Origin of the sequence: Granulicella sp. L46, assembly GCF_009765785.1 — a bacterium.
Taxonomy (GTDB): Bacteria; Acidobacteriota; Terriglobia; order Terriglobales; family Acidobacteriaceae; genus Granulicella.
Map to the genome: position 1 here is coordinate 51,678 of NZ_LMUT01000018.1, position 25,560 is coordinate 77,237.

Below are 25,560 nucleotides of genomic sequence, written 5' to 3' on the forward strand. Positions count from 1 at the left end.
TCGCCCATTCCCAACCCTCGAACAACTGGCGAAGATTGCCAGCCATCTAAGCCGTCATGGCCTTCCAGAACCGCCTCCTGAACTCACCTCCCCCGGCAGCACCTCTTCTCAAGCTCACAATCGATGGTTCCGAGACGGAAGCACCCCAAGGCTCACTTCTGATCGATGCGATCAACCGCACAAACACCAAAGTCCCGCAAGTCTGTTATCACCCGCAGCTCGGTCCCATCGGCACCTGCGACACCTGTATGGTCGACGTCAACGGCAATCTGACGCGCGCCTGCACCCAGGAAATCGTTCCCGGCCTCACCGTCCAAACCCAAACTAAAGCAGCCGACGCCGCCCAGCGCGAGGCCTTCGATCGCATCCTCGGTAACCATCTCCTCTACTGCACCGTCTGCGATAACAACAATCAGAACTGCACCGTCCACAACACCACCGCAGACCTCGACGTAAAGCACCAGGCGGTCCCCTACAAGTCCAAACCCTACGAGCAGGACCGCACCAACCCTTTCTATCGCTATGATCCCGACCAATGCATCCTCTGCGGCCGCTGCGTCGAAGCTTGCCAGAACGTCCAGGTGAACGAGACCCTCACCATCGATTGGACCTCGCCGCATCCCCGGGTTCTCTGGGACGGCGGTCATGAAATCGCCGGCTCCAGCTGCGTCTCCTGCGGACACTGCATCACCGTCTGCCCGTGCAACGCGCTGATGGAAAAGTCCATGATCGGCCGCGCCGGCTACTTCACCAGCCTCTCCCCGGAAACCCTCGACGACATGATCGAGGTCGTCAAAGATATCGAGCCTCAGATCGGATACGGCCCCATCCTTTCGCTCTCGGAAATCGAGTCGGACATGCGCGAACTGCGCGTGAAGAAGACCAAGACAGTCTGCACCTATTGCGGCGTTGGCTGCAGCTTCGATGTCTGGACGCGCGACCGCCACATCCTCAAGATCGAACCCGGCCCCGGTCCCGCTAATGGTATCTCCACCTGCATCAAGGGGAAATTCGCCTGGGAATACATCAACTCAGAAGACCGGCTCACCAAGCCACTCATCCGCCACGGTGATCGCTTCGTCGAGTCCACATGGGAGGAAGCTCTCACCCTCATCGAGAAAAAGTTTACCGAAATTAAATCGAACTACGGCCCCGACGCTCTCGCCTTCATCTCCTCGTCCAAGTGCACCAATGAAGAAAGCTACCTCATGCAGAAGCTGGCTCGCGCCGTCGTCGGCACCAATAACATCGACAACTGTTCGCGCTATTGCCAAACCCCCGCAACCATGGGCCTTTCGCGAACGGTCAAGTATGGTGGCGACGCCGGCTCCATCGCAGATATCGAAAAGGCCGGCCTCGTCCTCATCATCGGCTCCAACACCGCCGAGAGCCATCCTGTTCTTGCCACCCGCGTGAAGCGCTCCCACAAATTACACGGCCAGCGCCTCATCGTTGCCGACCTCCGGAAACACGAGATGGCCGAGCGCGCCGACCTCTTCATCCGCCCCAACCCCTCCACCGATCCGGTCTGGATTAACGCGGTCGCAAAATATCTCCTCGACCACAACCTCGCCAAAATGGATTTCGTCCACCAGTGGGTCAACAACTTCGACGCATACAAAGAATCTCTCGAGTCGTTCACACTCGAGTACGCGGAGGGCATCACCAACATCGCAGCCAAGGACATCGAAACCATCGCACTAGAAATCGCAAAGGCCGACGGTACCTGCATCCTCTGGGCCATGGGCGTCACCCAGCACTGCGGCGGATCCGACACCTCAACCGCCATCTCGAATCTCCTCCTGCTCTCCGGCAACTACATGCGCGAAGGTGCCGGCGCCTACCCACTCCGTGGTCATAACAACGTTCAGGGCGCAAGCGACTTCGGCTCCATGCCCAACCTCCTTCCCGGCTACCAGTCAGTCAACGACGGGGCAGTCCGCGCCAAGTTCGAAGCAGCCTGGGAAGTGACCCTGCCCGCCAGCACGGGCCTCGACAACCGCATGATGATGGATGCGATCCACAAAGGAAAACTACACAGCCTCTACATCAAGGGCGAAGACACCATCACCTCCGACGCCAACTCGAACGACGTCGAAATCGCACTCCGTAAGCTTGACTTCCTTGTCATCCAGGACGTCAATCTCTCCGTCACCGCACAGTACGCCAACGTCATTCTGCCAGCCTCTCCCTCGCTCGAAAAAGAAGGCACCTTCACCAACACGGAGCGCAGAATTCAGCGCATCTACAAAGCGCTCGAACCATTGGGTGATTCCAAACCCGATTGGGAAATCATCCAGCTAATCGCCCAACGTCTCGGTGCCAATTGGAACTACCAACATCCCTCCGAAATCATGGACGAGGTCGCGAGCCTCACCCCGCTCTTCGCCGGCGTCAGCTACGAACGCCTCGAAGGCTACCGCTCCCTGCAATGGCCCGTCGCCAAAGATGGAAAAGATTCGCCCGTCCTCTTCCTGGAGAAGTTTCCCTTTGACGACGGCAAGGCAAAGTTCTATCCCATCGAGTGGATTGAACCCTCCGAAGGACGAACCGCCGAGTTCGACCTCCATCTCAACAACGGCCGCCTGCTCGAACACTTCGAGCAGGGAAGCATGACCTATCGCACCGCAGGGATCAAGCGCATGACGCCCCGCACCTTCGTGGAAGTCTCGCGCGAACTGGCCGAGGATCGCGGAGTCACCGACGGCAGCTACGTCCAACTCCGCTCACCGTACGGGCAGGTCAAGGTCCAGGTCTTGGTCACCGACCGCGTACACGGCAAAGAGCTCTACATGCCAATGAACTCCGTCCTGGAGCCCGTGAACAAGATGACCAGCAGTCACCTCGACCGCGCAACCCACACACCCGCCTTCAAAGAGCTATCCGTCCAGATGACTGTCTTGAACGAGCAAGGCCCCAATCCGCTACCCCGTGAAAACTTCCGCTGGGGACACCGCACTCCGCAGGAAGGTGTCGAAGTAGAAACGAAATGGCAGCGCGCGGACTATTACGTTCCCGGCACCAAACCTCGCGACGAGCTCGTCCAGATCAAAACAACCACAGTGTAGTCCCAGCGCGCCCCACAGCATGATTCATCGCAAGGAGACACCAGCATGGCAAATCCGATTCACTTCAAGCCCAAGGTCGACCCACAAACCGAACTGCGACGGCGCCTAGAGGCTGCTCCCGAACAACATGCAGAGGCGCTATTGGTGCTCTTCGACGTAATCGAAGAGGCCCACAACCAAGGCCTGCTCGACCTGCTGCACGGAGCCGTCGGCAGTAAGAACGCCATCGCCGGGAAGCTCGCCTACTATGCCAAGCAACCCATGACCACACAAGCGCTGCGGAATCTCCTGATCCTCGGCGAACTCTTGGGAAGCTTCGATCCGACCATCCTCGCCGACACAAAAAACGAAGTCCTCGATCGACATAAAGAACCTCCGTCGCTCTGGTGCCTCTTCCGTCAAGCCATCAGCGCAGACGGCCGCCGAGGCATGGGCATGTTCCTCGCCTTTGTATGCGGAGCAGGGAAGTCGGCTCAAACCTCCGACACCTAGCAAAGTGCGCGTCCCGAAACCGGGCTAAGCATGTCGCTGCGTAACCCGAAACCCACCTAAGTCGTACAAAAACGCCCTAACACCCCAGCAAAGGAAAAGCGCCCTAGCTGGGGGCTAACCAGCTTAGAATGTTGGAGGTGCGGGTCGGGATCGGTCCTGGTTTAAGACTCCGCAAGACCTCTGGTTTAAAAGCGCTCGCATCGATTCATTTTGTACGTATAGAAGAATGGGCGTCCGATTGTTTGATTGCCCGTTCAATGCCCCGTTCAGCTAGCGGTTCCATAACACCGTAGCCCGCATCGTTGGGGTGCACCCCATCTGCACTCAGGCTGTCTTTGAGGGAATCAGTCTTATCGGCCATCGCTGAATAATAGTCAACGTAGGACAGACCCTCTTGGACAGCGTACCGTCGTATCCATTCATTGATGGTATTGATCCTCTTGGAATAAGCGAATTGCTGCGACGGGGAAAAATGTGACACCGGCAAAATCGAGCACAACACAACAGGAATGTGAGCCCGGTGGGCCATCGTGACCATGCTTGTTATATTTTGTGTAGTCTGAGTAAATCCGATGTGCCGCTCTGGCAAAATGACATCGTTTGTTCCAGCCAAGATCACCACGGCAGACGGATGGAGATCTATCACATCCTGCTGAAATCTTGTCACCATTCCGTCCGTTGATTCCCCCGAAATTCCGCGGCCAACATACGGCTTGTCTGGAAAGAACTTCGAGGCTTCATCAGTTGCCCAAAAGTCGGTGATGGAGTCTCCAAAGAATATTACCCGACCCTCGACGTATGGCGGAATCAACCGGTTTATGGCTTGATAGCGCGTGAGATTGTCGTGGGCTTCGCTTCTCCGAAGTTCTCTTCGGATCAGCAATAAATTGTCACCAAAAATTGACAAGATTAGGCAGCCACTCACCAAGAACGTCGCCAGAGTTCTGATCGTTTTACGCAAATTGAGATGATGAAACATGCAGGATTCAATTCGATTGGATATCGGGCCAAAAGAAAGATCTATAGATAAAATGATAATGACACTGCGCAGGCATACGCCTATGAAGCTGTCACTTTACCCATTAGTTCGTGTCAACGAAGTCCGATGATTTCAATATAGTTTGCTGGCGGTGCTCTGCGCGATCGGATGACGATATACTCACAATCCCGTACCCTTTACCTCACCGGCCAACCGAAAGGCCCAAGGATGGATAGTTCCAGCCTTCCGATGCGATCTAGTGTCGGTCAGATAGACGGCTTACAGATGCTGCGCGCTGTAGCCGTCATCCTTGTGGTGTGGTGGCACACAGGCCAACACCTCGCGGCCTGCGGTGGTCAAGCGCTTCCCGCCCTCAATGTCTTCGGCATCGATATCTTCTTTGTCATCAGTGGGTTCATTCTCTCCCTTGTTGTTCTGCGAACTCCCAAGCAACCAGGCGTGGATACAACTTGGGACTTCCTCAAGAAGCGCTTCATCCGCGTTTATCCCATCTACTGGGTGTTCGCAATACTCATCCTGCTACGCATGTTTCGCGCGGGCGCCCTCAAAGGGCACAACTATTGGTCTGCATTCTTTTTGCTGCCCCCGATTCACTCTCTGGGAGGCGACCTGATCATTGGCTACTCATGGACCATGATGTTCGAGATATTCTTCTACACCGTATTCGGACTCATCCTGCTAAAGACTGTGCATTGGGCTGTTCCCATCTTTATTCTCCTGCTCACATCTTCGGTGGCCATTGGGGGGCTGTGTAACATTCGGCATCCATTCTGGATCGTAGCAGCGAATCCCATCCTGCTTGAGTTCGTATTTGGTGCACTGATGGCACTCCTGTATGCAAGAGTTGGAACGAGGCGCCACGTAGGTATATGCCTAACCGCGGTGGGGATCTGCGCCTCGTTCTGGTTGGCGCGCCACAATCAATCCTGGATCGCTAACGGCGAGCAGATGATCTTAGTCAACCACGGAGCCTTTCAGAGATCCGTCACTTGGGGGATCTGCGCGCTAGTGCTGGTCGCAGGTGTAGTCTTCTGGTCTCCGTCCATGCACCGTGGTCCCGCACGTTGGTGGGTGATACTGGGGAATGCTTCCTACTCGACGTATATCATCTCCCAACTGGTTCTGGAGTTTGGATCACGTGCGTTCGTGCACTTCCATCCGGATGTAAGCTCTATGTTCGTCAGTGTTCTCTATACGGTCACAATGCTGGCAGCAAATTTGGTCGCTGGCTACTTCTGCTATAGGCTCATCGAGAAGCCACTCTTGAACGGCTTGCAGAACAGACTTCTAGTCAAGCAAAGCGTTCTAAGTTCACGGAACGCGCACCACACAGAACACAGTGCGGGCTTTGCTCCGCTGGCTCAACGTTCCGGTGATCTCCCCTTAACCAACACGGTATCCAAAGCGGTCTCTTCGGACGAGTCTGGGTAAATTCAATCACACGTCTGATTTTACGTAAGGCGGTACTGTCGGAAAGGCTCATCTTGTCGGTCTTCGAACAATAGCAATCAATCGCGCCTGGTTCTTCGGACGTGGCCTGCTTCTCCCGGCCCAAATATCTAGCAGAGCGCGGCATGACAGCCCGGTTACGCGAATCAAAACCGCCAGCGGCATTTGCCGCAACGCGGGCAGGTCTTCATTTGCCATTCATCGCGGCTCTTGTCGACATATTCGGTATAAATCGCCTCTTCAGAGTGGACTAGCCCACCATCGACCGCCTCCAACTGATTCGATTCTTGCCAATGTAGTGAACGTGATCGACGCATATATTCCCACGCTGAAGCAAGCCGACAGTCTGCTTGTCGCAGGACTCTCCCGCCGTGTCAGCGGATTTGGCCTTGGGATGGAATTCGTACTGGCGTAGGGCATCCCCATACGTCTTAACGCGCGTTGTTCGTCTTAGCCCGATCAAGCCGACCCGAATCGTCATGGAATGCCTTTCTGTAAGCTCTGAAGTTTAGTCGACATGCCTTGTGCTCCACGTGTTTCAGTATTCACGGATCGGTGCAGTGTTCATGCGTTACCGAAGTAGACACCGGTTGGTGTGAAATGAATCCGAAGTTCCCGCAGAACGGCGTTTTTTGAAACAGCGCAACGAAGTTGCCGAAAACGCGGCTTTGTAGGAACCGGCGGAATATTGCGCGTCTCCCGCTCCGACCAGCCAAAAGACTTGCTCGAAACCAGATTCTCCCGCGGACTTCAATCTTGCGGTTGTTTTGCAGGTCAAGTGAGAATCGACAAAACTAGGTGCATTGATCAGCCAAGGCCAGGATCACACTCCACCTAAAACTGTATTCGTGCGGCGAACTGAAAGGCTCTCGGGCCGCCGGAACCGAAGAATCCACCCGCAACGCTGACCGGCTGGAAGAAGTTGGTCTGAATGGCTGGGGCTCCCTCATTGGGTCCGATGGAGATATCGCGGCCGGAGTAGTCGGCGGTGGTTGAGCCGCGCACGTTGACCTGGTTGGCGAGGTTGAAGACTTCCGCCATGAGGGTGAGGGAGGGGCCGCGGTGAGAGGCAAAGATCTTGGCCAGGCGCATGTCGAAGGAGCTGAAGGGGCTGGAATAATTGACGCCCGAAGGAACGTTGTCGACCGGGCCTCCGGCCTGACAAGGATATGCGCCGGGGCAGGGTGCAAGTGCATTCCACTGATTGATCTTGGCATTCAACTGGTCACTGTTTTTTATCTCGCGGCCAATGGAGTTGCGTGAAAGCAGCGGCAGGCGGGCGCCACTTGCTCCATTGACGGCGGTGCTGGGCAGAAGGGTGTCCGCTGGAACGCCCGATCCATAGGTGTAGATCGGCGCGATCGAGAAGCCGAAGGGGAACTGGGCATCTCCGTAGATGCTGATGCGTTGCTTCTCGTCGGTGAGCGCGTAGCCTTTCTCTTTGCGCAGGCCGGATGTGCCTTCCGCAAGATTGACCTGCTCATCGGCGTTGTTGTTGGTGAGTTGATCGTCGTCGGAATAATCGAGGGTCTTGGAGAGTGTGTAGCTCACGTTGTATTCGTACGTGACCTTGCCGATGCGCGATGGCCGGTGGCCGAGACTTGCGAGCAGGCCGTCATACCAGGACTTGGCCTGCGACTGAATGAGGGTGATGTTGTCCGAGATGCCGGAGAGAGGATCGGTGATGGTGCATGGGATATTGTCGCCCGGGCAAGAGATGTCGGGGGAAGTGGAGGTGGTTGTGCGCAGGAGGCTGCCGATGAGCTGGCGCTGTCCGAAGACGTGCAGGCCGTCCGCTGTGACGAGCCAGTTCTTGCCGAACTGCTGCTGGAGGCCAATGGATGCCTGCTGAAACAGAGGATGGTGGGCGTCAGGCCCCATGGCGATGATACCGACGCCGCCGGTCTCATGCGGACCAGAAAACGCTGTGGCGATCGTCGGGCTTCCAGGAGCATATTGGCCCCCGGGCGCAAAGCAAAAGTTGAGACTTGGCGGCGCCGGAACTCCGGGCAGCACACATTCCGATCCGGCGTATTGCGTTACCGTGAGGGCGCGGTCATTTTGCACGAGCTCTTCCGCTCCCGCCTCAAGAATGATGCGGTCGTAGTAGATTCCATAGCCGCCACGGAAGACGGTCTTCCCGTTGCCGAAGGGATCGTAAGCGAAACCTACACGCGGACCGAAGTCCTTGGTATCGGGATACTTTTTCAGATTGATGACGTTGGCCATCCACACGCATTGAACTGTGGGGACACTGGTCAGATTTGGACAGGGATCGTGACTGGGGCTGTTTCCCGTGAGATTCGAGTCATACTCCCAACGCAATCCAAGGTTCAGGGTGAGCTTAGCGAGCACTCTCCAGTCATCCTGCGCATACAACGCGGTGTAGTTATCTCCAACGTTCGGGATGGGTACGGGAACTACCGGAGCGCTGCTGTGGATGCCAACAGCAACCGGGATATCGAGGTCGTTGACGACGCCATCTCCATTGAGATCCTGAAAGCCGAAGTCCGAGGTGAGAATGACGGTTCCAGTACCAAACACGTTGATGAGTCCGTGTGCGGAATAGTGTTGAAACTCACCACCGAATCGGAGCTCGTGCTTGCCGAGGGCCATCGTAAAGCCGTCACGCAACTGATACCGATTCAAGTGAGTTGCCTGCGGCAGATTAAAGTTGGCGCCGTCAGCCAGGTCAGGAAAGATCAACTCATTGGTAAGCCCGAGGCTCGAAGGATCGGTGAGCGGAGCATTTTGAGGAAAGGGTGGGATGTCGTTATAGAAGTTGTCGTAGTGGAACGACAGGTTGTTGGTTTTTGTGGACCCGATCACGGATGTCCAGCCTGCCGCAATCGAATTGAATCGGTTCAGCGAGTTTTGCCGCTCTGCGGCTGTGCTGAGTGGGGTGGTTGATGAAGGTGTCGCCTGTGCGGTGTCAGTGGAACGATTGAAGCTATAGCGCCCATACACATTGTTGTTCGCGTTGAAGTTGTAGTCGATGCGGTTGGAAAGTAGCAGGTCGCGAAGCGGCGCGGGCGCGGAGGTATTGTCGATCACGTCTTTCGTGAAGTCGCGCGTGCCGGTAAGGATGGAAGCGTTCTGATCGCGATATTCGACTGAAGAAAAAATGAATGCCTTATTGCGGCGCAGCGGAGCTCCGATCGATCCGCCGAACTGTTCGCGACTGAACGGAGGGGTGGGAAGCTGGTGATCGAAGGTCGCTGGCAGGGCCTGCAAGTCCTGGTTGCGTACAAAGACAAACGCTGAGCCGTGCACAGCATTGGTTCCTGATCGCGTAACGATGTTGATGATGCTGTTTCCAGAGCGGCCGACTTCCGAGGTAAATCGTGCAGTCGCAATTTGAAATTCCTGGATCGAGTCCTCGGGGAGATTCGATAGCGTTCCACCAACCACTTCGTCGTTGTTGTCCCCACCGTCTACCGTGATATTGCCGCCGCGTCCGAAGCCGCCGGCAGAGCTCACTTCCAGAGTGTTGGTCTTCGTCGGGTCGAAGGTGGGCGCAGGTCGATTGCCCGGCAGGAGAAAGGCGAGCTCGAGAAAATTGCGGCCGTTGAGCGGAATATTTTGAATGGTATTCGATGTGATTTGCCCCTGAACCATCGATTGGGACAGAGAGACTTCATTCTCGGTTGAGTTCACCTGCACAGTCGTTGCGTCAGCCGCTGGAGACAGCTTTGAGTCCAGAGTTGTTGTCTTGCCTGCCTCGAGGCGCACATCCTTGTATTGCACGGTTCCGAAGCCCGGCGCGCTAATGGCAATCAGATAGTCGTCGGGCTGAAGGTTGGACAAGGAGTACGAGCCGTCAGGATTGGACAGGCTGCTCCGCACAGTGCCCTGCTTCACGCTTGTTACCGAGACATGCGCCTGTGGGATGAGCGCGCCTTGCGAATCTCTAACTAGGCCGTTGACAGTTGCGGTCGGAACTTGAGCAAGGATGTACATGCCGGGGCATGATGCCAGCAGGGTAAGAGCCAGGGCAAACTTACGCATTTATGAATTTACTCCGTGCGAGATCAGTAGGTTGGGAGAACGAGCCCGTAGCAATGAACTGGGTTCACTTCGAAAGCATTGAGATTGATCTACTGAACTTTATGGATTGAAATGGAATTCGTCATCCATCTTTCGATTGAATTTTCATCAACCAAATCATGGCGGCATCTTGTTGTCGTCCAGTTTTTCGAAGACACCGTCCGTTCCGGCACGCGCATTTCAAGGTACGGGCCACCGGAAGGACCAGCCCTAGCGCACGAAAAACGGTGTCTTGAGCAACTTCAATGCGTCTGCGCGTCCGTGACCTCTAAAGTTTCCGAAAACGAGACGTTGGAGGAGGTACAATTCTCCCCACGTGAAGAATCGCACTATGAACGATCGCAAAGGTAGATGGTGTGGCCGCTGTTGCACGAAGGGAACCACTTCACTTCTTTGAAATTGTTCCCGGACGGGCGTGAAAGGAGCGGGTATGGGAGACTTTTTTCAACCGTTTCATTTGATCATTTTTCTAATTGTCTTGACTGTTGTCTTTCTGGTGTGTCGACTACTTTGGCGACTAGGATCGAAGACTAAATAACCGTACAGCAGCATTCATAAGGAATGGTGTCGAAATCTCCATTCGGTCGGGACGCGCGGCATTGCCGTGAACTTCCCGAGAAACGGCGTTTTGGGAAACTCTGTTCTGAGTCTTCCCTCTGTCTGTGATCTACCCCGGATAAATCGACATGATGATAGCGATGGCCACCACGGAAAAGTTAGTACAGGTATTGCCAGCCACCATTTGCTACGTCGCCTTGCCGCAAGCGCTCCCAACACGCCTACCGTGACTCCACAGACCCACCTATGGGAATGCTTGAGATTTCGAATGGCATGACGAGAAGAGCAATTGTCGCCAGGGGACTTGAAATCCCTAACTTTGTAGAGGGGTTCATGGGCGGCAGTGTATTACGCGACGAGTATCCTTAGTTGCTAACCGTACATCAGTTGCTAACCGTGAATCCCGGCAAACGGCGCCCCTCGTTTGGGGAAGCGAGTATCTCCTCCGCAACCTTAGGCGGTAGTGGAACAGCCACGTTGGTCCCAGTCTTTGCGGTTAGCACAAAGCCAGCACAAAGAAAAGCCCAGTTGCCTGGGCTCTGATTCTAAAGGAGAAAATGTTGGAGGCGCGGGTCGGGATCGAACCGACGCATAAAGGTTTTGCAGACCTCTCCCTTACCACTTGGGTACCGCGCCCTGGGCACAAAATTACATCCCCAAAACCACACTACCCGCGGCCAAAAACACACCGAACCGTTGTGTGCAGTCTAGAGCTTCCGAGCCGTAAGCGGTTGAGATTGAGGTTGTTGGAGCGGGAGACCGGGGTCGAACCGGCGACATCTTCCTTGGCAAGGAAGCACTCTACCACTGAGCTACTCCCGCCCTGCCAAGCATAAGTATAGCCACCCCTCACCCCTTTTGCAATGCAACTATTCCACCCCCACCGCGCCACTACCCCGCGCCGTATCGATGCGGCGGCTCGATACCTCTAGGCGACCGCTTCGCACGATATGTGGGGTGATCGTAATCAGGAGTGCGGTTGAACTCTTCTGGCGATCCTGGCTAGTGCCTTGAAATCCAGGGATGTCGTTGAGACCAGGCAAACCAGTAAGAGCTTTCATCTCAGACGAGCTAACAAGTGTGGACAACATCGCAGTTTGACCTGCCGGGACTGTGATCGTCGAAGTCAGCGCGCGATTGTCTAATATCGGAATGTTATTGATGCTGTTGCCGGCCAGCGCCTCTACATTCATCTTTAAGGCCAAGGAAACAGTATCGTTGCGAAGTATCTGGGGCGTTAAGTTCAAGGTAATGCCAAGGTCCTCATACTGAAATTGAGGAACAGACACTGAACTGGCACCAAGGAACTGTGAGAGCAGTGAGCTAACACTGGTTCCATTGATGTTCAGACCCGAGAGCGAAGACGCAAGCGTGCTGGTGCCGCCGGAACTATATGTCCCTGTGATTACTGGATATCGAGAGCCCACGCGAAAGGTAGCAGGCTGCTTATTGATCGCACGCATCTGGGCCGAGTCAAGTATGCTCACATCGGTTGAATTCAAAGCCATATTGAAACTGGCGCTAGATCCTAGATAAAGTCCAGCAAACGTAAGGCCGCCACCAAATACCCCAAGAAGGTTGGTGTACTGAACTGCGGTAACAGCTCCCGAAGCGACAAGAAAGCCTACCTCTGTGATGAGGTTTTGCAGTGGCGTTCCGTTCAATGTAAGAAGACCAGCCGCAACGGCTTGATTAATCAATGCCTGGTTTGCAGATACGAGGGATTGAGCTTGGGCTGCAATACTGAAAACACCCGCAGAATTCGGAAGGACGGCACCGATATTGTTGTCGAGGGTTTTGTCCAACTCGTAGAGCGAGACGTCGAAGAGAACTTCCGGATTGCCGTCCAGCATGTCGTCATAAACGGCGTTGACCTCGCGAAGGACTTGTTCATTTCCACGCAGAAGTAAGAATCCCCCGGTGGAACTCGCGGTCACTTCTTTGATGTCGAAGATATTACGCGCTACGTTGGCGAGCTCTTGCATCTCGTCGTTGGTTCGACCCGGAAGATAGACTGTCTCTTCTACCAGCGGCGTGAGCTCATCACGGTTCTCCTGCGTATCTCGTGCGACGAGCACGGAGGTCGGCTGGACAGGAACAGCGAAGATTTTTGCGGCGATTCCAAGAGCTCTCGTAGCACCGGCAAATGTCACGTTGTTCATATCCAGATTGATTGGCGCGCCACTCGTCACAGAGGCATCGAATGCGACCTTGATTCCGAAAAGGCTGTACAGATTGCGAACGACGCTCTGTACATCTCCATGAAGATGTACGTCTCTGTTTCCCGGAGTGGGGGTCAACTCAACCGGGCCCTGGAGTGTCGAGGCTATGTTTTGGGCAGGGAACTTGGAGGGGTCGATACTCGAATAAAACGGGCCCGGCTTCTTAGTGTCACTTTCAATCTTATTCCCTGCACCCGATGTAGCTTCGAAGTGCTGGAGGACAACGTGATTATTGGGATCCAGGGTGCGTGCCTGACTAAGCAAAGAGTCGGAAAGCGCTGTGTTGCCAACAGATCGCGCCTGAGCCGCACGCTGAACTAGTTCAGTAACATAGCCTTCGCGCGTGACGATCAAAGCTAGGGAGTAGTCGGAATTGTTCGGGTTAAGGCGGACCGCTTGTTGGAAGCTATGTAAGGCTGCAGCCATCTCCTTATGTTGGACTTGCTTTGCGCCTTCAAGATAGGCGTCGTCCGCTGCGCGAATTTGTTTGGGGGATAGTGCGGCCGAATTTGTGCTTGGCGGGTGCTTCGCGGGAAGCGATGGAACCGCGCCCGCTGGGACACTAGCAGGATTGTCCGCGGGGCTATTCGCCTGTGCGTTGGCAGTCAAAACGACAACGCCCGAAATCGCTAGCAGAGGAGACCCCCATAACGCAGCACGGGCGATACTCCTGCGTCTGCGCAACCAGCGGCCCTGGGGTGAAGAAAACATTATGTGCTGTTTAGACGCAGGAACGTGGCTAACGTCCGCCAGAGATAATTTGCAAGTTTGGATGAGTCGCTCTCGCGGGTCGCACCGATGTTGGCGGCCGCCGCATCCCCTGTCGTATCTGGGTCGAATCCATGCCCAACTCGGAGAGCGTACGGCTTAGCGTGTTGCGGTGCATGCCGAGCTCTTCTGCAGCTTTACATTGATTGCCGCGATGACGCGAAAGAACCTCGAGGATGTACTGTTTCTTAAACTCGCGTACCGCGTCGGTGTAACCGATACCAGCGGCATGCATTTGGAGGACGAGGTTGTCGAGTTCGCGTTTCAATCGCAGGTCTTCCTTTTGTGGAATGGACATGGGCCCTGGTTGGGATCCGACTACATGATGACACGTTTCAGTTTGAGGCTACAGACTGCCTTTGATCCAATCCGGTGTCGTGTGCTTGAGATGGTCGAGACCGTCAAGCAGACGTGATTTGAGATCGGAGGGCATGACGAAGGATACAGCATGAGCGGCCCGAAGAAAATACGGGGCTAGATGAGAATTTTCAATCCAGGGGGCGCTGGACAAAAAAGCGGTCAATGCGAGCAGAAGAACAACGCCTAAGAGCGCGCCACGAACGAGCCCAAAGGCGGCTCCCAGAACGCGGTCGACAAATCCTAGGCCAATGGCCGAGGCTGTGTGGCGGAGAAGCTTCCCCAGTAAGCTCGCCAGGATCATTGATCCTGCCAAAATAAGCAGAAATGCCGCAAGTTCTGCGATCGGTGTCGATGTAATCAGCCCTCTGAGGTCGAATGCGAGAGGTCGATAAAACCAACAAGCTAAGAGAAAACCCAAAATCAGGCCGCCCAGAGCGAAGGCCTCCTGAAAAAAGCCACGCAGGAATGCCCGGACGGCTGAATAGGCCACCAGGATTAAGAGCAGCCAATCAAGAGCGTTCATAGACTTGATTGGTTCATCCGTTATGCCGCATTCCGAGCTTCGCGGCCCCTGCTCCGACCGCTCAGAGACACGCTGACGATCTTCGATACGCCTGGTTCCTGCATCGTTACGCCATACATCACGTCGGCCTGCTCCATCGTCCGCTTCGTATGCGTGATGATAATCACCTGGGTATTCAATGCCACCTCTGAAAGCAAGTTGGCGAATCGCCCTACGTTGGTCTCGTCAAGCGGAGCATCGACCTCATCAAGCATGCAGAACGGCGCCGGCTGGAACTGGAAGATTCCCACGAGCAGAGAGAGAGCCGTTAGGGCCTTTTCCCCGCCCGAAAGCAAAAGAACGTTTTGCAATTTCTTTCCCGGGGGCGACGCGATGATATCAATGCCGCTGAGATCGGAACTTTTTCCGCCATTGGCTTCAGGGTCAGTCAAGCGCATGAACGCCTGGCCACCGCCGAAGAGTTTGGTAAACGTAGCGGAGAAGTTTTCATTGATGATTTTGTACGCCTCATCGAATTTGATACGGGAAACGTCATCAATCTCTTTGATCGAAGCCTGCGTATTCTCGATCGAATCGAGGAGATCTTTCCGCTGCGTCTCCAGAAAGGCATGGCGCTCGGAGGTCTCGTGAAACTCCTCCAAAGCCATCATGTTTACTGGGCCCATGGCTTCAAGACGCTGCTTCAGAGAGCGCGCCGCCTCATCTTCTGTTGTGAGAGCCTCGGCTTCAATTCGCTCGATCGAGGTATCTTCGCGAAGCGTAGTCGCCTCAACCGACAGATCATTGAGGCAGGTGGCCTCTATGTGCTCGAGATCCGATGTGAGTTTCGCAGCCCGAGCGCTGAAGGCGGCGCGTTGCTCGCGCAGGCCCTCTGTATCGTGGCGTAGAGCGCGAAGCCGGGCATCAAGCTCGGACATCGCGGCACGCAATGCAGAAGCTTCGGTGGAGAGCGTTTCCATGTGAGCCATGGATTGAGCCCTCGTTTCGGACAGTTCTGCATGCTTTAGAGAGAGCTCTGCCGTCTCCTCTTCGCGCCGTTGCCGCTCCGTCGCGGCGTTGGCAAGCTGCGACTCTAGTTGCTCAATTCTCTGAGATTGACTCCGATAGAGACGATCTGTCTGTTCGAAGTTTGCACTCGCGTTGCGCCGGCGCTCTTCGAGCCCAGCCAAAGCCGCAGCCGCGGCAGAAGCCGTTGCCTGGAGCTCTTCGCGGTTGATTCGGAGAGAGAGAATCTTTTCCGTCAGTTCAGCGACCTGCTGCTCGATATTTGCCCGTTCCGCCTCAAACGTCGAAGCTTCTTCACGCTTTCGCGTGATGAGATCCCGCCGCTGCTGACGTTGGTCCTTGTTTCTGTTTGCCGCAATCTGCCACTGCTGGAGTCGGTTTTCGAGGCGCGCTGCCTCCTGCTCCATCTGCCGCAAGGCGGCCCCGGAGTTGGCGCTCTCCCGTTCGGCCTCGCGACGTTCGTGGTTCTTGGCGTCGAGCGACGTAGTATGGTCCGAAATCTCTCGCCCAAGTGTTGCAGTGGCGAGCTCATTCTGAGCGAGTTCAGTCTCGACACCCGTCAGCTTACTCTGCAACTCTGCAAGCTCGCGCTTGAGCGCCAACGGCCCCTGCTCTCGCGGCTTTCCTCCCGTCACAGTGACGTTATGGAAAGTCTCGCCGGTGGGCGCGAGGAAGAATGCCTGGGGAAATTCGAGCGCTAGTCTGCGCGCAGTATCCGTATCAGGCGCTACAAAGCCGTCGCGGAGTTTGGGCAGGATAGCCTCGAGCGAATGCCCGAATCCGTTCAGAACATGTATGCAGTCTTTCAGCGCCACAACGCCATTGCCCGGATTTGCGATACCTTCGGTCGACAACGCGGTATCAAGACCATCGGGATGCACCAGGAAGGTGGCGCGACCTGCTACATCGGTCTGAAGCAAGCGCACGCCCGCATCAGCGGCTTCCCAATTGCGGACCACAATGAAATTGAGTTCGTCCCGCAGAAATTCATCAACTACATTCTCGTAGCGTCCATCTACTTCGAGGAAGTCAGCAAGCGTGCCCAGCGGTGCCGATCCGTCCTGGTGTTTCGCCTGCGCGCGGAAGATATTGCGGACCGTATCCGTGGAATAGCTGTGCTCGCGGATGAGCGCCTCAAGCGAACTGCGGCGTCCATTGAGGGTGGCAGCTTGGGCGCGCAATTCGTCTCCGCGGCGGCGTGATTGGGTCTCCTCCATCCGCCTCGTTTCGAGGGTGTGACGGAGTTCGAGAATTTCGGCCTCCAATCGCTTGAGACGATCGGTCACACTTTCGAAAGAGAGCCTGGCAGTCCCTCGTTGCAAGTCTAAAGATTCCAGTTCTCCGCGCGCGGTCTGAGACTCGGACTCAAAACGCTCATTCTCGCGGTCGAGTCCTTCGAGCGCGGCTTCCGCTTGTGCTATCTCGCTATTCGCCTGCGCAGCTCGTTGCATGGACTGCATGCCATTGCGACGTTGGCTCTCGGTCAGGGCCTCGGCCGCGAGTACGCTGCGTGTGGCCTCATGGGCCTGCGCTTGCCGCGATGCCGCCGCCTCACGCGAATCTGCCGCTTCGGCCGTCGCATTCTCGAGAAAACTGCGGTGTTGCTCGAGATCACCGGCGAGCGACTCGATCTGGGTGCGGGCTTGAGCAAGATCATCGTTTCCACTCAGGATGCGCTGGGCAAGATCGGAGATCCGGTCTGCATTCGACGCGGTGCGCGCGGTGATCCGCTCGAGTTCTACAGCGCTGGCGTTGGCCTGAGCGCCTGCTTCACGGATCTGGTCATCCAACGCGTAGCCATGATTGACGCCAACAGAGTGTTCAGCGTCCATACTTTCGAGCTGCGCTGCCTGACTATCGATCAGTTCACCAAGACGCGCAATCTCTTTCGAAGTTGCGGATTGTTCTGCGTCCATCTGTGAAAGGCGGCTGGCGAGCACCACGCGAAGTTTGCCGCGAAGTTCGTCACGGAGTGCGCCGTAACGTTCAGCCTTGGAAGCCTGGCGCTTGAGGACGCCCATCTGCCGAGTAACCTCCTCGAAGATGTCGTTCACTCGCGACAGATTTTGTTTCGCGGATTCAAGCCGCAACTCGGCAAGGCGCTTTTTCGTCTTGAATCGGGTAATGCCGGCTGCCTCTTCGATAATGGCGCGGCGGTCAAGAGGCTTGGCCGAAAGAATGCTTCCGATGCGTTCCTGGCTGATCATGGCATAACTTTCGCCGCCAAGACCTGTTCCCATAAAGATGTCCTGGATATCGCGCAGGCGGCAGATCTTGCCGTTCAATAGATACTCGGAGTCTCCGGAACGGAAGAGACGCCGCGTCACAGTGATTTCGCCGGCACGGATGGGTGCGCGTCCGAACTTGCGGCGGCGGATCTTGAGAACGACATTGTTTCCCGCTGTAAGTTCGGCTCCAGCTTCTGCCAAATCGCCAGCTGAATTTTCGGTGGCCTTCTTGGCGGGAAGTTCAGCTTCATACGTTGTACCTGGCTGAGCATCCGCGACAGCCTCTTCCGTCTCCATGGCCGCTTCGGCGCGAAGGGCAGACTCGTCCCAGTCACTCAGCGTATTAATCGCGGTGACATGCTGGTCGGCATCCAATGCGGCGGGTAGGTCGGCACCCAATACCTCCGCTTCGCCGTCGGCCAGCGTGTTGCCGTCGTATACCTCCGGATCAACCAGCGTTAGGGAAACCTCAGCCATGCCTGTAGGTTTGCGCTCACGAGTCCCCGCGAAGATGACGTCTTCCATCTTGATCCCGCGGAGGCTTTTCGCGGACTGCTCTCCGAGAACCCAGTTGATAGCGTCAGAAATGTTCGATTTGCCGCAGCCATTCGGGCCTACAATCGCAGCGATGCCATGGCCGGTCAACTGCACCTCGGTGCGGTCACAGAAGGACTTGAAGCCGAGAATCTGAACTTTCTTAAGCTTGAGCAAGGAGCAAAACCTCGTCTACGATTAGGTGTCTGTGCGTGAATTAGCGATCGGCTGGATCGTTCGACACGCCACTAGGTCGAATCGTAAGCGGCAGACGAGGTGGAATCAACGCGTAATCGAGCATCAGAAGAAGGATGTTGTGGATAAGAGCGAAGGAATCCGATTTATCGGTCTGTGTCGAGTTCTCGGTTGCACATGGGGCAACACGCTTTCTATAATGCGCATCATCCCTTTATCTCGCTGGTATGGGGAGGGTTTTGATCCGGACGGCGCAATTTGCGCTAATCTTGATTCATTGCTTTACAAAACTGACGCATCTCCCCGAGGAGTTCTCTTTATGAAGAAGGTCGTACTTGCTTCGCTGCTGGCTGTTGCCGGCGCGGTACCATTAGCGTCTCTCGCGTACTCCCAGCAGCCGGCATCTGGTGGTATCCAGATGTCGCAAGAAGAGTACGCGGCTTACAACAAAGCCAACACTGCGACGACCGCGGCAGATAAAGCTGCGGCGTTCGAGGCATATCTGAAGCAATATCCAAACTCTGCTGTGAAAGAGGATGTTCTAAATCAGATATTATTCGCGGACAGCCAGGTTGGTGATGAAACAGCGATTCTCAGCGCCGCTGATAGATTGTTAGCCATCGATCCGAATAACATTCGGGCCCTCGTCTTCGAGATCTATTACAAGCGTCCGGAAGCCGATAAATTGACTGATCCTGCAGCGAAGCAGGCGGCGCTCGATAAGGTTGCTGCTTACGCACAGCAGGGATTGAATGCAACCAAGCCGAAGGACGTGTCTGATGCCGATTTTGCGAAGGAAAAGGCCGGTGGTGATCCGATCTTTGAGAGCGCGATCGCGGATGACGATCTGGCGAAGAAGGATAATGCCGGTGCGATCACTGTGCTGAAAAAGGAGATCGACGCCAACGCCGATAGCACGACCAAGCCCAGCCAAACTCTTCAGGATGTATATGTTCTAGCGCAGGCGTACTACACCTCTACGCCTCCTGATTATTTGAATTGCGCCTGGTATGCGACGCGTGCAGCAGCGTTTGCTCCTGCGGCTTACAAGACCACCATCGAGCCGTTGGCGACGTATTGCTACAAGAAGTATCACGGCAGCGCGGATGGCTATGCGGCCATGCAGACTGCGGTGCAGACCAATTTGGATCCGCCCGCTGGATTCACGGTGACGCCGGCTCCTAAGCCGGAAGATCTTGTGGCTCAGTTAGTTGCGAGCACTCCAGATTTGGCTACTTTGGCGCTGGGCGACAAGGAGACGGCGCTGCAGTATGGCAAGCCGGCTGATGCTCAGAAGGTGTTCGATTCGGTGAAGGGCAAGTCAGTTGAATTCCCGAATGTGACGGTGGTTTCGGCGACGGACAGTCAGTTGGTTCTGCAGGTCTCGGATGATGCTGTTGCCAGCAAAACCCCTGATTTTACGGTGAATTTGAAGGAACCGCTGAAGACGATCCCGCAGCCGGGTGACAAGATTACCGTGGACGGAACGTACGATTCGTACACGGCGTCGCCTCTGATGATCACCATGACGGATGGATCGGTTGTGACGAAGAAGCCGGCTGCGAAGCCTGCTCCAGTACACCACCCGGTTCATCACTAGACAGAAATGCAGTTAAGACGAAACGGCCTCCTCGGAGGCCGTTTTTCTTGTTTTACGGGTGTTTTTCGACATACCTAGCCCCGTTTCGGGTCCCAAATCGACGTGTTTAGCCTAGTTTCGGGACGCGCAATTGGGTCAGGTTTGGGTGAAGTTGGGTCAAGTTGGGTCAAGGTGGGTCATATGACCCACCTTGACTCAATGGGTGGGCGTGATGAGGTTGACGAAGAGGCGGAAGGCTCCGGGGACGGCTTCGGGGAGCTGGCGGTAGAGGGCGAAGGCGCAGTAGGTCCAGCGGCCCTTGCCGACCTGGACTGTGATGAGGCCGCCGCGCTGGGGGACCTGGGCAGCGGTTTCGGGGCCGCCTGGGTCGTGCGTGTCGGTGAGGGCGATGTAGTGGGGGTCCCAGCTTTCGAGGAAGCCGTGGCCTCGTTCTTCGACCCAGTTGTTGAAGTCGGCTGAAGTGATCTTATTCGGAATGTTGAGGAGGGCATACCCGGGGGTTAAAACCCCCTTCTTCTCCGCGGCTATGAGACCCGAGCCTGAAGGCTCGGGGTACCCGTTGGTGCTGGGACCCAAGAGAGTTACGGGGGCGGTTTCGTCGACTACCTTTTCGCCGCCGCCGAGGGAGAGGGGATAGGGAGTGTCGGCCGAGGTTAGGCCGGAGGTCTCGTATTGGACGAGGACGTTGCCGCCGTTGCGAGCGAAGTCGAGGAGGGATTGCGAGGGGGCGCCGTGGAGGTTGGGGTTGGCGGTGTAGGCGCGGACGCCGAGGATGACGGTGTCGAAGTTCGAGAGGTTGGTGGACGTAAGCTCGGCTACGGTGAGCATCGTCGGGGCCAGGCCGATGGAGGCGAGGGCTTCGGGGACGGGGTCGCCGGTGCCGGGGAGGTAGGCGATGCGCAGGTGAGCGGGGAGCTTGAGGTCGATGGGGACTACGCGGGTGGTCGCGGGCGTGTAGTAGTTCGTGTAGATGAGGCCGGGGTAGCCTACGGAACGGAAGCCTTCCGTGTAGGTGTGGTGGTCGGGGGTTTGGGCGGTGACGTGGAAGAGTTGCGGGCTGGTGAGGGGCGCGGTGGGGTGGAGGAAGAAGTTTACGGAGTTGGGGCCGGCGGCCTTGGCTTCTATGGACCAGTTGTGGGGGGATTGGACGTTGATGTTGGCGGAGGTGGTGGCGTCGGTGCGGAGGGTGGCGGTTAGTTGGGCGGTGGTTTGGCCGTTGGGTAGGACGGTGGCCGTGGGGACGCTAGCGATGGAGACGGGCGGGATGATGGAGATGGGTTGCGGGCCGTCGTGGACGATGCGGGCGATTGTCAGCGGAAGTCCCATGTGCGGGCCGAGGCCTGTGTACGTGTAGTTGATGTATGTCACAGCGGTCAATGCGGGAGGCGAGCTTGGAGCATTGCGAAGGTTGGAGTCGATGAGCTTGTAGACGGGCTGCTCGATTGAGCCGCGAAGGAAGTAGGGTCGAGTGACGTCTTTCGTTCCGGTGGAGTTCAAGGAAACGTCTTTCAAGATTGGTTTGCCTGCGGGCAATGGCTCGGAACGATAGTCCACGATCATGTGCGAGGTATCGGGCCCGCTGGCGGACTTGAGTTGGTCATCGAGTATGGCCGTGTGCGAGTAACTGAGCTGCGCCGGCGCGTCCGCGGAAACTGTGACTTGAATCGAAGGGGTGGTCGCGGCGGTGACGTCGTTCTGCGCGGAGAGCATGGTGGCGTCCACGTGGATGCCGAGGGAGAGGACGAGGGCGTCGTTTAGCTGAATGCGCTTGATGCAGAGCTCGTGGAGAAGGCTAGCGCGCGCGATGGACGGGGGCTCGTTCTTCTGCACGAGATCGATTTCCAGGTTCACGTTGCCGAGAGCTTCGGCAAGGAGTGGAGCGATCGTTTCGGGATGCCGAGGGTCAAAGCTCTTTTGTGCCTCTGCAATGGACTGAGTGAAGTGCTCCCAAGCCGCGTTCGAAAGCGGAGCGTCCTTGTCGAGAGAGAGGATTCCGTTGATGGAGGTGTCGATGCCGGTGAAGAAATTGGGGTGGGTGGTTAGGGATTGCGGTGAGAAAGGTGCGGAAGATTGGGGGGATGCTGGATTGGTGGCGGGTCCTTCGGCTGCGCTGCTCGCAAAAGCGCGAGCAGCTTCGCTCAGGATGACAGGCTTATAGAGGACGGAAGAGGAAGGCATGCCCTCGGGGCTAAAGCCCGGTTCCGAGGAGGGGCCATGAGACCCGAGGCTGAAGCCTCGGGGTACCTGTTCGTTGCTGGGGAGATCGTGGCCTGGGAGCGCCGTTAGCGTTGCCGAGGAGACTGCGGAGGTTTGGGAGGGTACGGGCTTGGTGGCAGGTCCTTCGGCGCGCTGCGCTTGCTCAGGATGACAGGTTTTGGGGGTGAGGGATGAGGGACGGGCGGTGGCAGGGGCGTTGCAGAGGACGGAGCCGTAGAGGGTGTAGCCGGAGTTGAAGAAGCCAGCTACGGGGAGGGTCATGTTCTTGCTGATCTGGCTGCGCTGCAGGCTTAGGCCGATGCGGCCGAATTGGATGTAGCTTAGCGGTGTGGTGGGGTTTGCCGCGAGGGTGGAGGGGATGTCGGAAGGGTTGGCGGCGGCGACGGTGAGGAGCGGGTCGTTGCTGCCTTCGGGGACGGTGACGTCGGCGTTGGGCTTAGCGGTGGTGACCTTGCCGGTGACGTAGTTGGTGAAGCGGGCGGGGACGTACTGGCCGGTGGCGTAGTCGTAGACACCTTTGCTGTTGATGTCGGCGAAGGGAACGCGGGCGTAGATTTTTAGAGCCTGCCAGGGGAGGAGGCCTTCGGTGATCTGGTCGGGGAAGACGTTGGGATCGGCGGCGGCTTTGAAGGCTTCCTGCGCGATCTCGCCGGAGACCTGGTGCTGGCCGTGGCCGTCGGTGACGTTGCCGATGAAGGTGGCCGTGATGACTAGCGGGCGGTAGAGGCGGATGGCGCGGACGGCGTCGTAGAGGACACGCTCGTGGGTCCACTTCGCGAAGGCTTCTTCCTTGGTTTTGGAGAAGCCGAAGTCTACCTCGGTGCCGAAGAACTGGGTGACGCCGGTGTAGCGGTCGTTGGAGAGCAGTTCCTGGGTGCGGATGAGGCCGAGGGCGTCTTCGAAGTCGCCGGTGACGTAGTTCTGGCCGCCTTCGCCGCGGGTGAGGGAGAGGTCGGCGACGCGGGCACCGAGGCCGCGGGAGTAGAGGGTGAGCATGCCACCGTCTTCGTCGTCGGGGTGGGCGACGATGTTGAGGATGGAGGCGCGGGTGTTGAGACGGCGAAGGAGCTGGGCGAGGCCGAGGGCGTCGCGGTCGATGGGGAGCTCGTGGCCGTTGGTCGGGGAGACGCGCTCGCCGCGGAGGTTTGCGGGGTCGGTGAAGGGGGTCGTACCGGGCGTGGCGGGTTGCTGGGAGAAGGCGGAGAAGGGCAGCGTGAGGCAGAGCGCTAGGGCTAGCGGCGCGGTTGGCTTCATGGGATTAGGTTCTCATGGGTGGGGAGAAATGGGTGAAGCGGTCGCGCTCAACGCGCGATGCCCGCATCTCAGAATCGAGATACGGGGTGCCCGGGTCCTGCGCGGACGGCGAGAGTGTAGGCCAGAGGTAGTTGATTCTGCTTGCTATCTCGGAGATATGTGTTTCTTAGTTACATGGGGGGTGCTGGAGTGGTTAGTCGACGGCGTGGTGCAGGTTGGGGAGATTCGTGATGAGGACGCGGAGGTTTGGCGACTGAAAGACAGCTTAGACTGGCGGGATGGCAGATGAGAGCGGAGGGCTGGAGCGGTCGCTGACGTTGCGCGGGGCGGTGACGCTGAACCTGCTCGACATGATTGGGGTGGGGCCGTTTTTGACGCTGCCGTTGCTGCTGGCTGCGATGGGTGGACCGCAGGCGATGCTGGGGTGGGTGCTGGGGGCGCTGCTGGCCGCTTGCGATGGGTTGGTGTGGGCGGAGTTGGGCGCGGCTATGCCTGAGGCTGGCGGGACGTATGCGTATTTGGGGAAGATGTTTCCGGGGCAGTGGGGGCGGTGGTTGAGTTTTCTGTTTGTGTTTCAGCTTTGCGTGTCGGCGCCGTTGAGCGTGGCTAGCGGGTGTATTGGGCTGGCGCAGTATGCGGGGTTTCTTAAGGCTGGGGTGGTGACGCAGGGAACGGTGCATGCGCTGCGGGTGGGGGGTTATAGCTTTGGGGTTTCGGCGGGGCGGGCTACCTGGGTGGCGATTGCGGTGGTGGGGTTGGCGGTGGTGCTGCTTTATCGGAGACTGGCGGCGATGAGGGGGTTGTCGGCGGGGATGCTGGTGGTGGTGCTGGGGACGATTGCGTGGGCGATGGTGACAGGATTGCTGCACGGGCAGTGGGCTCGGGTGGTGGCGTTTCCTGCGGGGGCGTGGCATTTGGATCGGGGATTTTTTGTGGGGCTGGGGTCGGCGATGTTGATTGCTACGTATGACTACTGGGGGTACTACAACGTGACGTTTCTGGGGGGAGAGGCGCGGGATCCGGGGCGGACGATTCCTCGGGCGGTGTTGATTTCGATTGGGGTCGTCGCGGTTTTGTATTTGGGGTTGAATGCCAGCGTGCTGGCGGTGATGGGGGCTCCGGCGATTGTGGCGGCGCAGGATATTGGGGCGCGGCGGGCGCTGCTGTCGGAGATGATGCGGGTGGCGTATACGCCGGGGCTGGGCGTGGGCGCGGGGATGTGGCTGGGGCGGCTGGCGGCTGTGCTGGTGATGGTGACGGCGTTTGCGAGCGTGTTTTCGCTGCTGCTGGGGTACTCGCGGATACCGTATGCGGCGGCTCGGGATGGGAATTTTCCGGCGGTGTTTGGCAGGCTGCATCCTACGCGGGGGTTTCCGTATGTCTCGTTGCTGGCGCTGGCGGGGATGGCTTGTTTGTTTTGCTTTTTCTCGCTGGCGGATGTGATTGCGGCGCTGGTGGTGCTGCGGATTCTGCTGCAGTTTGGGTTGCAGCATGTGGGGGTGATGGTGCTGCGGGTGCGTCGGCCGGAGATGCCGCGGCCGTTTCGGATTTGGCTTTATCCGGTGCCGCCGTTGCTGGCGCTGGCGGGGTTTGGATATATCGTGGTGTCGCGGCCTAACTTTCGGCGGGAGTTGCTGTTGGCTGGATTTGTTGCAGTAACAGGTACGATTGTGTTTTTGTGTAGACGAATGGTTCGGCGCGGGAGGTTGGAACATCTGGCAGGGGAGTGAGAACGGTAAGGCAAGAGCCAATGCGGGTCTCTCGCTTCGGTCGAGATGACGGATTGCCGATGCGGTTGATGCGCTACTCGGTTACGCCTTCGAAGAGGTCGGTGGATTGGGTGGCGGGCTGGGGGACTGGGGAGGCGGCCAGGGCGTAGTGCTCGGTGTTGCCGTGCTTGGCGAAGATGAGGGGACCGGCGCGTTCCATGAGGGGGGCCTGGGTGGTGTGGGCCTTCATGGCTTCGAGGCGGAGGGGGAGGACCGAGGCTACGTCGAGGGTGTGGGTCCAGGGGGCGGGGATGTGGCGGTGGCGGCCTTC

Annotated in this window: 12 protein-coding genes, 2 tRNA genes and 1 pseudogene; 5 read left to right on the plus strand and 10 right to left on the minus strand. The window is 57.2% G+C overall.

Going from position 1 to position 25,560, the window contains the following annotated elements; genetic code table 11:
* Nucleotides 1-56: 56 nt before the first annotated feature.
* Both fdhF and GSQ80_RS19015 read left to right on the plus strand, forming a co-directional pair.
* Complete coding sequence (gene fdhF, locus GSQ80_RS19010) at nucleotides 57-3,068, plus strand: formate dehydrogenase subunit alpha (protein WP_158789247.1); 3,012 nt, start codon at nucleotides 57-59, stop codon at nucleotides 3,066-3,068.
* Nucleotides 3,069-3,113: 45 nt separating this feature from the next.
* Nucleotides 3,114-3,560, plus strand: a complete 447-nt coding sequence (locus tag GSQ80_RS19015; RefSeq protein WP_158789248.1) for a DUF1641 domain-containing protein — start codon at nucleotides 3,114-3,116, stop codon at nucleotides 3,558-3,560.
* A gap of 205 nt (nucleotides 3,561-3,765) precedes the next feature.
* On the opposite strand, the gene GSQ80_RS19020 is transcribed toward GSQ80_RS19015, so the two are convergent.
* Nucleotides 3,766-4,539: a GDSL-type esterase/lipase family protein gene (locus tag GSQ80_RS19020; RefSeq protein ID WP_158789249.1), complete on the minus strand. Its 774-nt coding sequence runs from the start codon at nucleotides 4,537-4,539 to the stop codon at nucleotides 3,766-3,768.
* A gap of 249 nt (nucleotides 4,540-4,788) precedes the next feature.
* Between GSQ80_RS19020 and GSQ80_RS19025 the strand changes: the two genes are divergently transcribed.
* Nucleotides 4,789-5,991 carry an acyltransferase gene (locus GSQ80_RS19025; protein ID WP_158789250.1) on the plus strand — a complete coding sequence of 401 codons (1,203 nt, stop codon included), beginning with the start codon at nucleotides 4,789-4,791 and terminating at the stop codon, nucleotides 5,989-5,991.
* An 852-nt stretch (nucleotides 5,992-6,843) separates the two neighbouring features.
* On the opposite strand, the gene GSQ80_RS19030 is transcribed toward GSQ80_RS19025, so the two are convergent.
* From GSQ80_RS19030 to smc, 7 genes are all read right to left on the minus strand, one after another.
* Entirely contained in the window at nucleotides 6,844-10,017 is a 3,174-nt protein-coding gene (locus GSQ80_RS19030; protein WP_158789251.1) for a TonB-dependent receptor domain-containing protein, read from the minus strand.
* A gap of 1,158 nt (nucleotides 10,018-11,175) precedes the next feature.
* Nucleotides 11,176-11,250, minus strand: a tRNA-Cys gene (locus GSQ80_RS19035).
* 111 nt (nucleotides 11,251-11,361) lie between these two features.
* A tRNA-Gly gene (locus GSQ80_RS19040) sits at nucleotides 11,362-11,436 on the minus strand.
* 47 nt (nucleotides 11,437-11,483) lie between these two features.
* Nucleotides 11,484-13,262 (minus strand): type II secretion system protein GspD, encoded by a 1,779-nt coding sequence (locus GSQ80_RS19045; protein WP_216850452.1) that lies wholly within the window; start codon nucleotides 13,260-13,262, stop codon nucleotides 11,484-11,486.
* Nucleotides 13,263-13,575: 313 nt separating this feature from the next.
* Nucleotides 13,576-13,872 (minus strand): helix-turn-helix domain-containing protein, encoded by a 297-nt coding sequence (locus tag GSQ80_RS19050; RefSeq protein WP_158789416.1) that lies wholly within the window; start codon nucleotides 13,870-13,872, stop codon nucleotides 13,576-13,578.
* Nucleotides 13,873-13,950: 78 nt separating this feature from the next.
* Complete coding sequence (locus tag GSQ80_RS19055; RefSeq protein ID WP_158789253.1) at nucleotides 13,951-14,487, minus strand: CvpA family protein; 537 nt, start codon at nucleotides 14,485-14,487, stop codon at nucleotides 13,951-13,953.
* A gap of 20 nt (nucleotides 14,488-14,507) precedes the next feature.
* Nucleotides 14,508-18,431, minus strand: coding sequence for a chromosome segregation protein SMC (gene smc / locus GSQ80_RS19060; RefSeq protein ID WP_158789254.1), 3,924 nt, complete (start codon nucleotides 18,429-18,431; stop codon nucleotides 14,508-14,510).
* A 337-nt stretch (nucleotides 18,432-18,768) separates the two neighbouring features.
* On the opposite strand from smc, the gene GSQ80_RS19065 reads away from it, so the two are divergent.
* Nucleotides 18,769-20,049, plus strand: a complete 1,281-nt coding sequence (locus GSQ80_RS19065) for a hypothetical protein (RefSeq protein ID WP_158789255.1) — start codon at nucleotides 18,769-18,771, stop codon at nucleotides 20,047-20,049.
* Nucleotides 20,050-20,244: 195 nt separating this feature from the next.
* On the opposite strand, the gene GSQ80_RS23130 is transcribed toward GSQ80_RS19065, so the two are convergent.
* Complete coding sequence (locus tag GSQ80_RS23130; RefSeq protein WP_216850458.1) at nucleotides 20,245-23,520, minus strand: PIG-L family deacetylase; 3,276 nt, start codon at nucleotides 23,518-23,520, stop codon at nucleotides 20,245-20,247.
* 278 nt (nucleotides 23,521-23,798) lie between these two features.
* Here GSQ80_RS23130 and GSQ80_RS19075 point away from each other — a divergent pair, with 278 nt between their 5' ends.
* Nucleotides 23,799-25,250, plus strand: a complete 1,452-nt coding sequence (locus GSQ80_RS19075; RefSeq protein ID WP_158789256.1) for an APC family permease — start codon at nucleotides 23,799-23,801, stop codon at nucleotides 25,248-25,250.
* A gap of 73 nt (nucleotides 25,251-25,323) precedes the next feature.
* Here the strand turns inward: GSQ80_RS19075 and GSQ80_RS19080 are convergent.
* Nucleotides 25,324-25,560: pseudogene (locus tag GSQ80_RS19080) on the minus strand (PIG-L family deacetylase); the annotation flags it as partial.

Excerpts from the sequence above, each read along its gene's own strand:
- fdhF (WP_158789247.1), top strand. The coding sequence starts at position 57 with ATGGCCTTCCAGAACCGCCTCCTGAACTCACCTCCCCCGGCAGCACCT.
- GSQ80_RS19015 (WP_158789248.1), top strand. The coding sequence starts at position 3,114 with ATGGCAAATCCGATTCACTTCAAGCCCAAGGTCGACCCACAAACCGAA.
- GSQ80_RS19020 (WP_158789249.1), bottom strand. The coding sequence starts at position 4,539 with ATGTTTCATCATCTCAATTTGCGTAAAACGATCAGAACTCTGGCGACG.
- GSQ80_RS19025 (WP_158789250.1), top strand. The coding sequence starts at position 4,789 with ATGCGATCTAGTGTCGGTCAGATAGACGGCTTACAGATGCTGCGCGCT.
- GSQ80_RS19030 (WP_158789251.1), bottom strand. The coding sequence starts at position 10,017 with ATGCGTAAGTTTGCCCTGGCTCTTACCCTGCTGGCATCATGCCCCGGC.
- GSQ80_RS19045 (WP_216850452.1), bottom strand. The coding sequence starts at position 13,262 with ATGGCTGCAGCCTTACATAGCTTCCAACAAGCGGTCCGCCTTAACCCG.
- GSQ80_RS19055 (WP_158789253.1), bottom strand. The coding sequence starts at position 14,487 with ATGAACGCTCTTGATTGGCTGCTCTTAATCCTGGTGGCCTATTCAGCC.
- GSQ80_RS19065 (WP_158789255.1), top strand. The coding sequence starts at position 18,769 with ATGAAGAAGGTCGTACTTGCTTCGCTGCTGGCTGTTGCCGGCGCGGTA.
- GSQ80_RS23130 (WP_216850458.1), bottom strand. The coding sequence starts at position 23,520 with ATGAAGCCAACCGCGCCGCTAGCCCTAGCGCTCTGCCTCACGCTGCCC.
- GSQ80_RS19075 (WP_158789256.1), top strand. The coding sequence starts at position 23,799 with ATGGCAGATGAGAGCGGAGGGCTGGAGCGGTCGCTGACGTTGCGCGGG.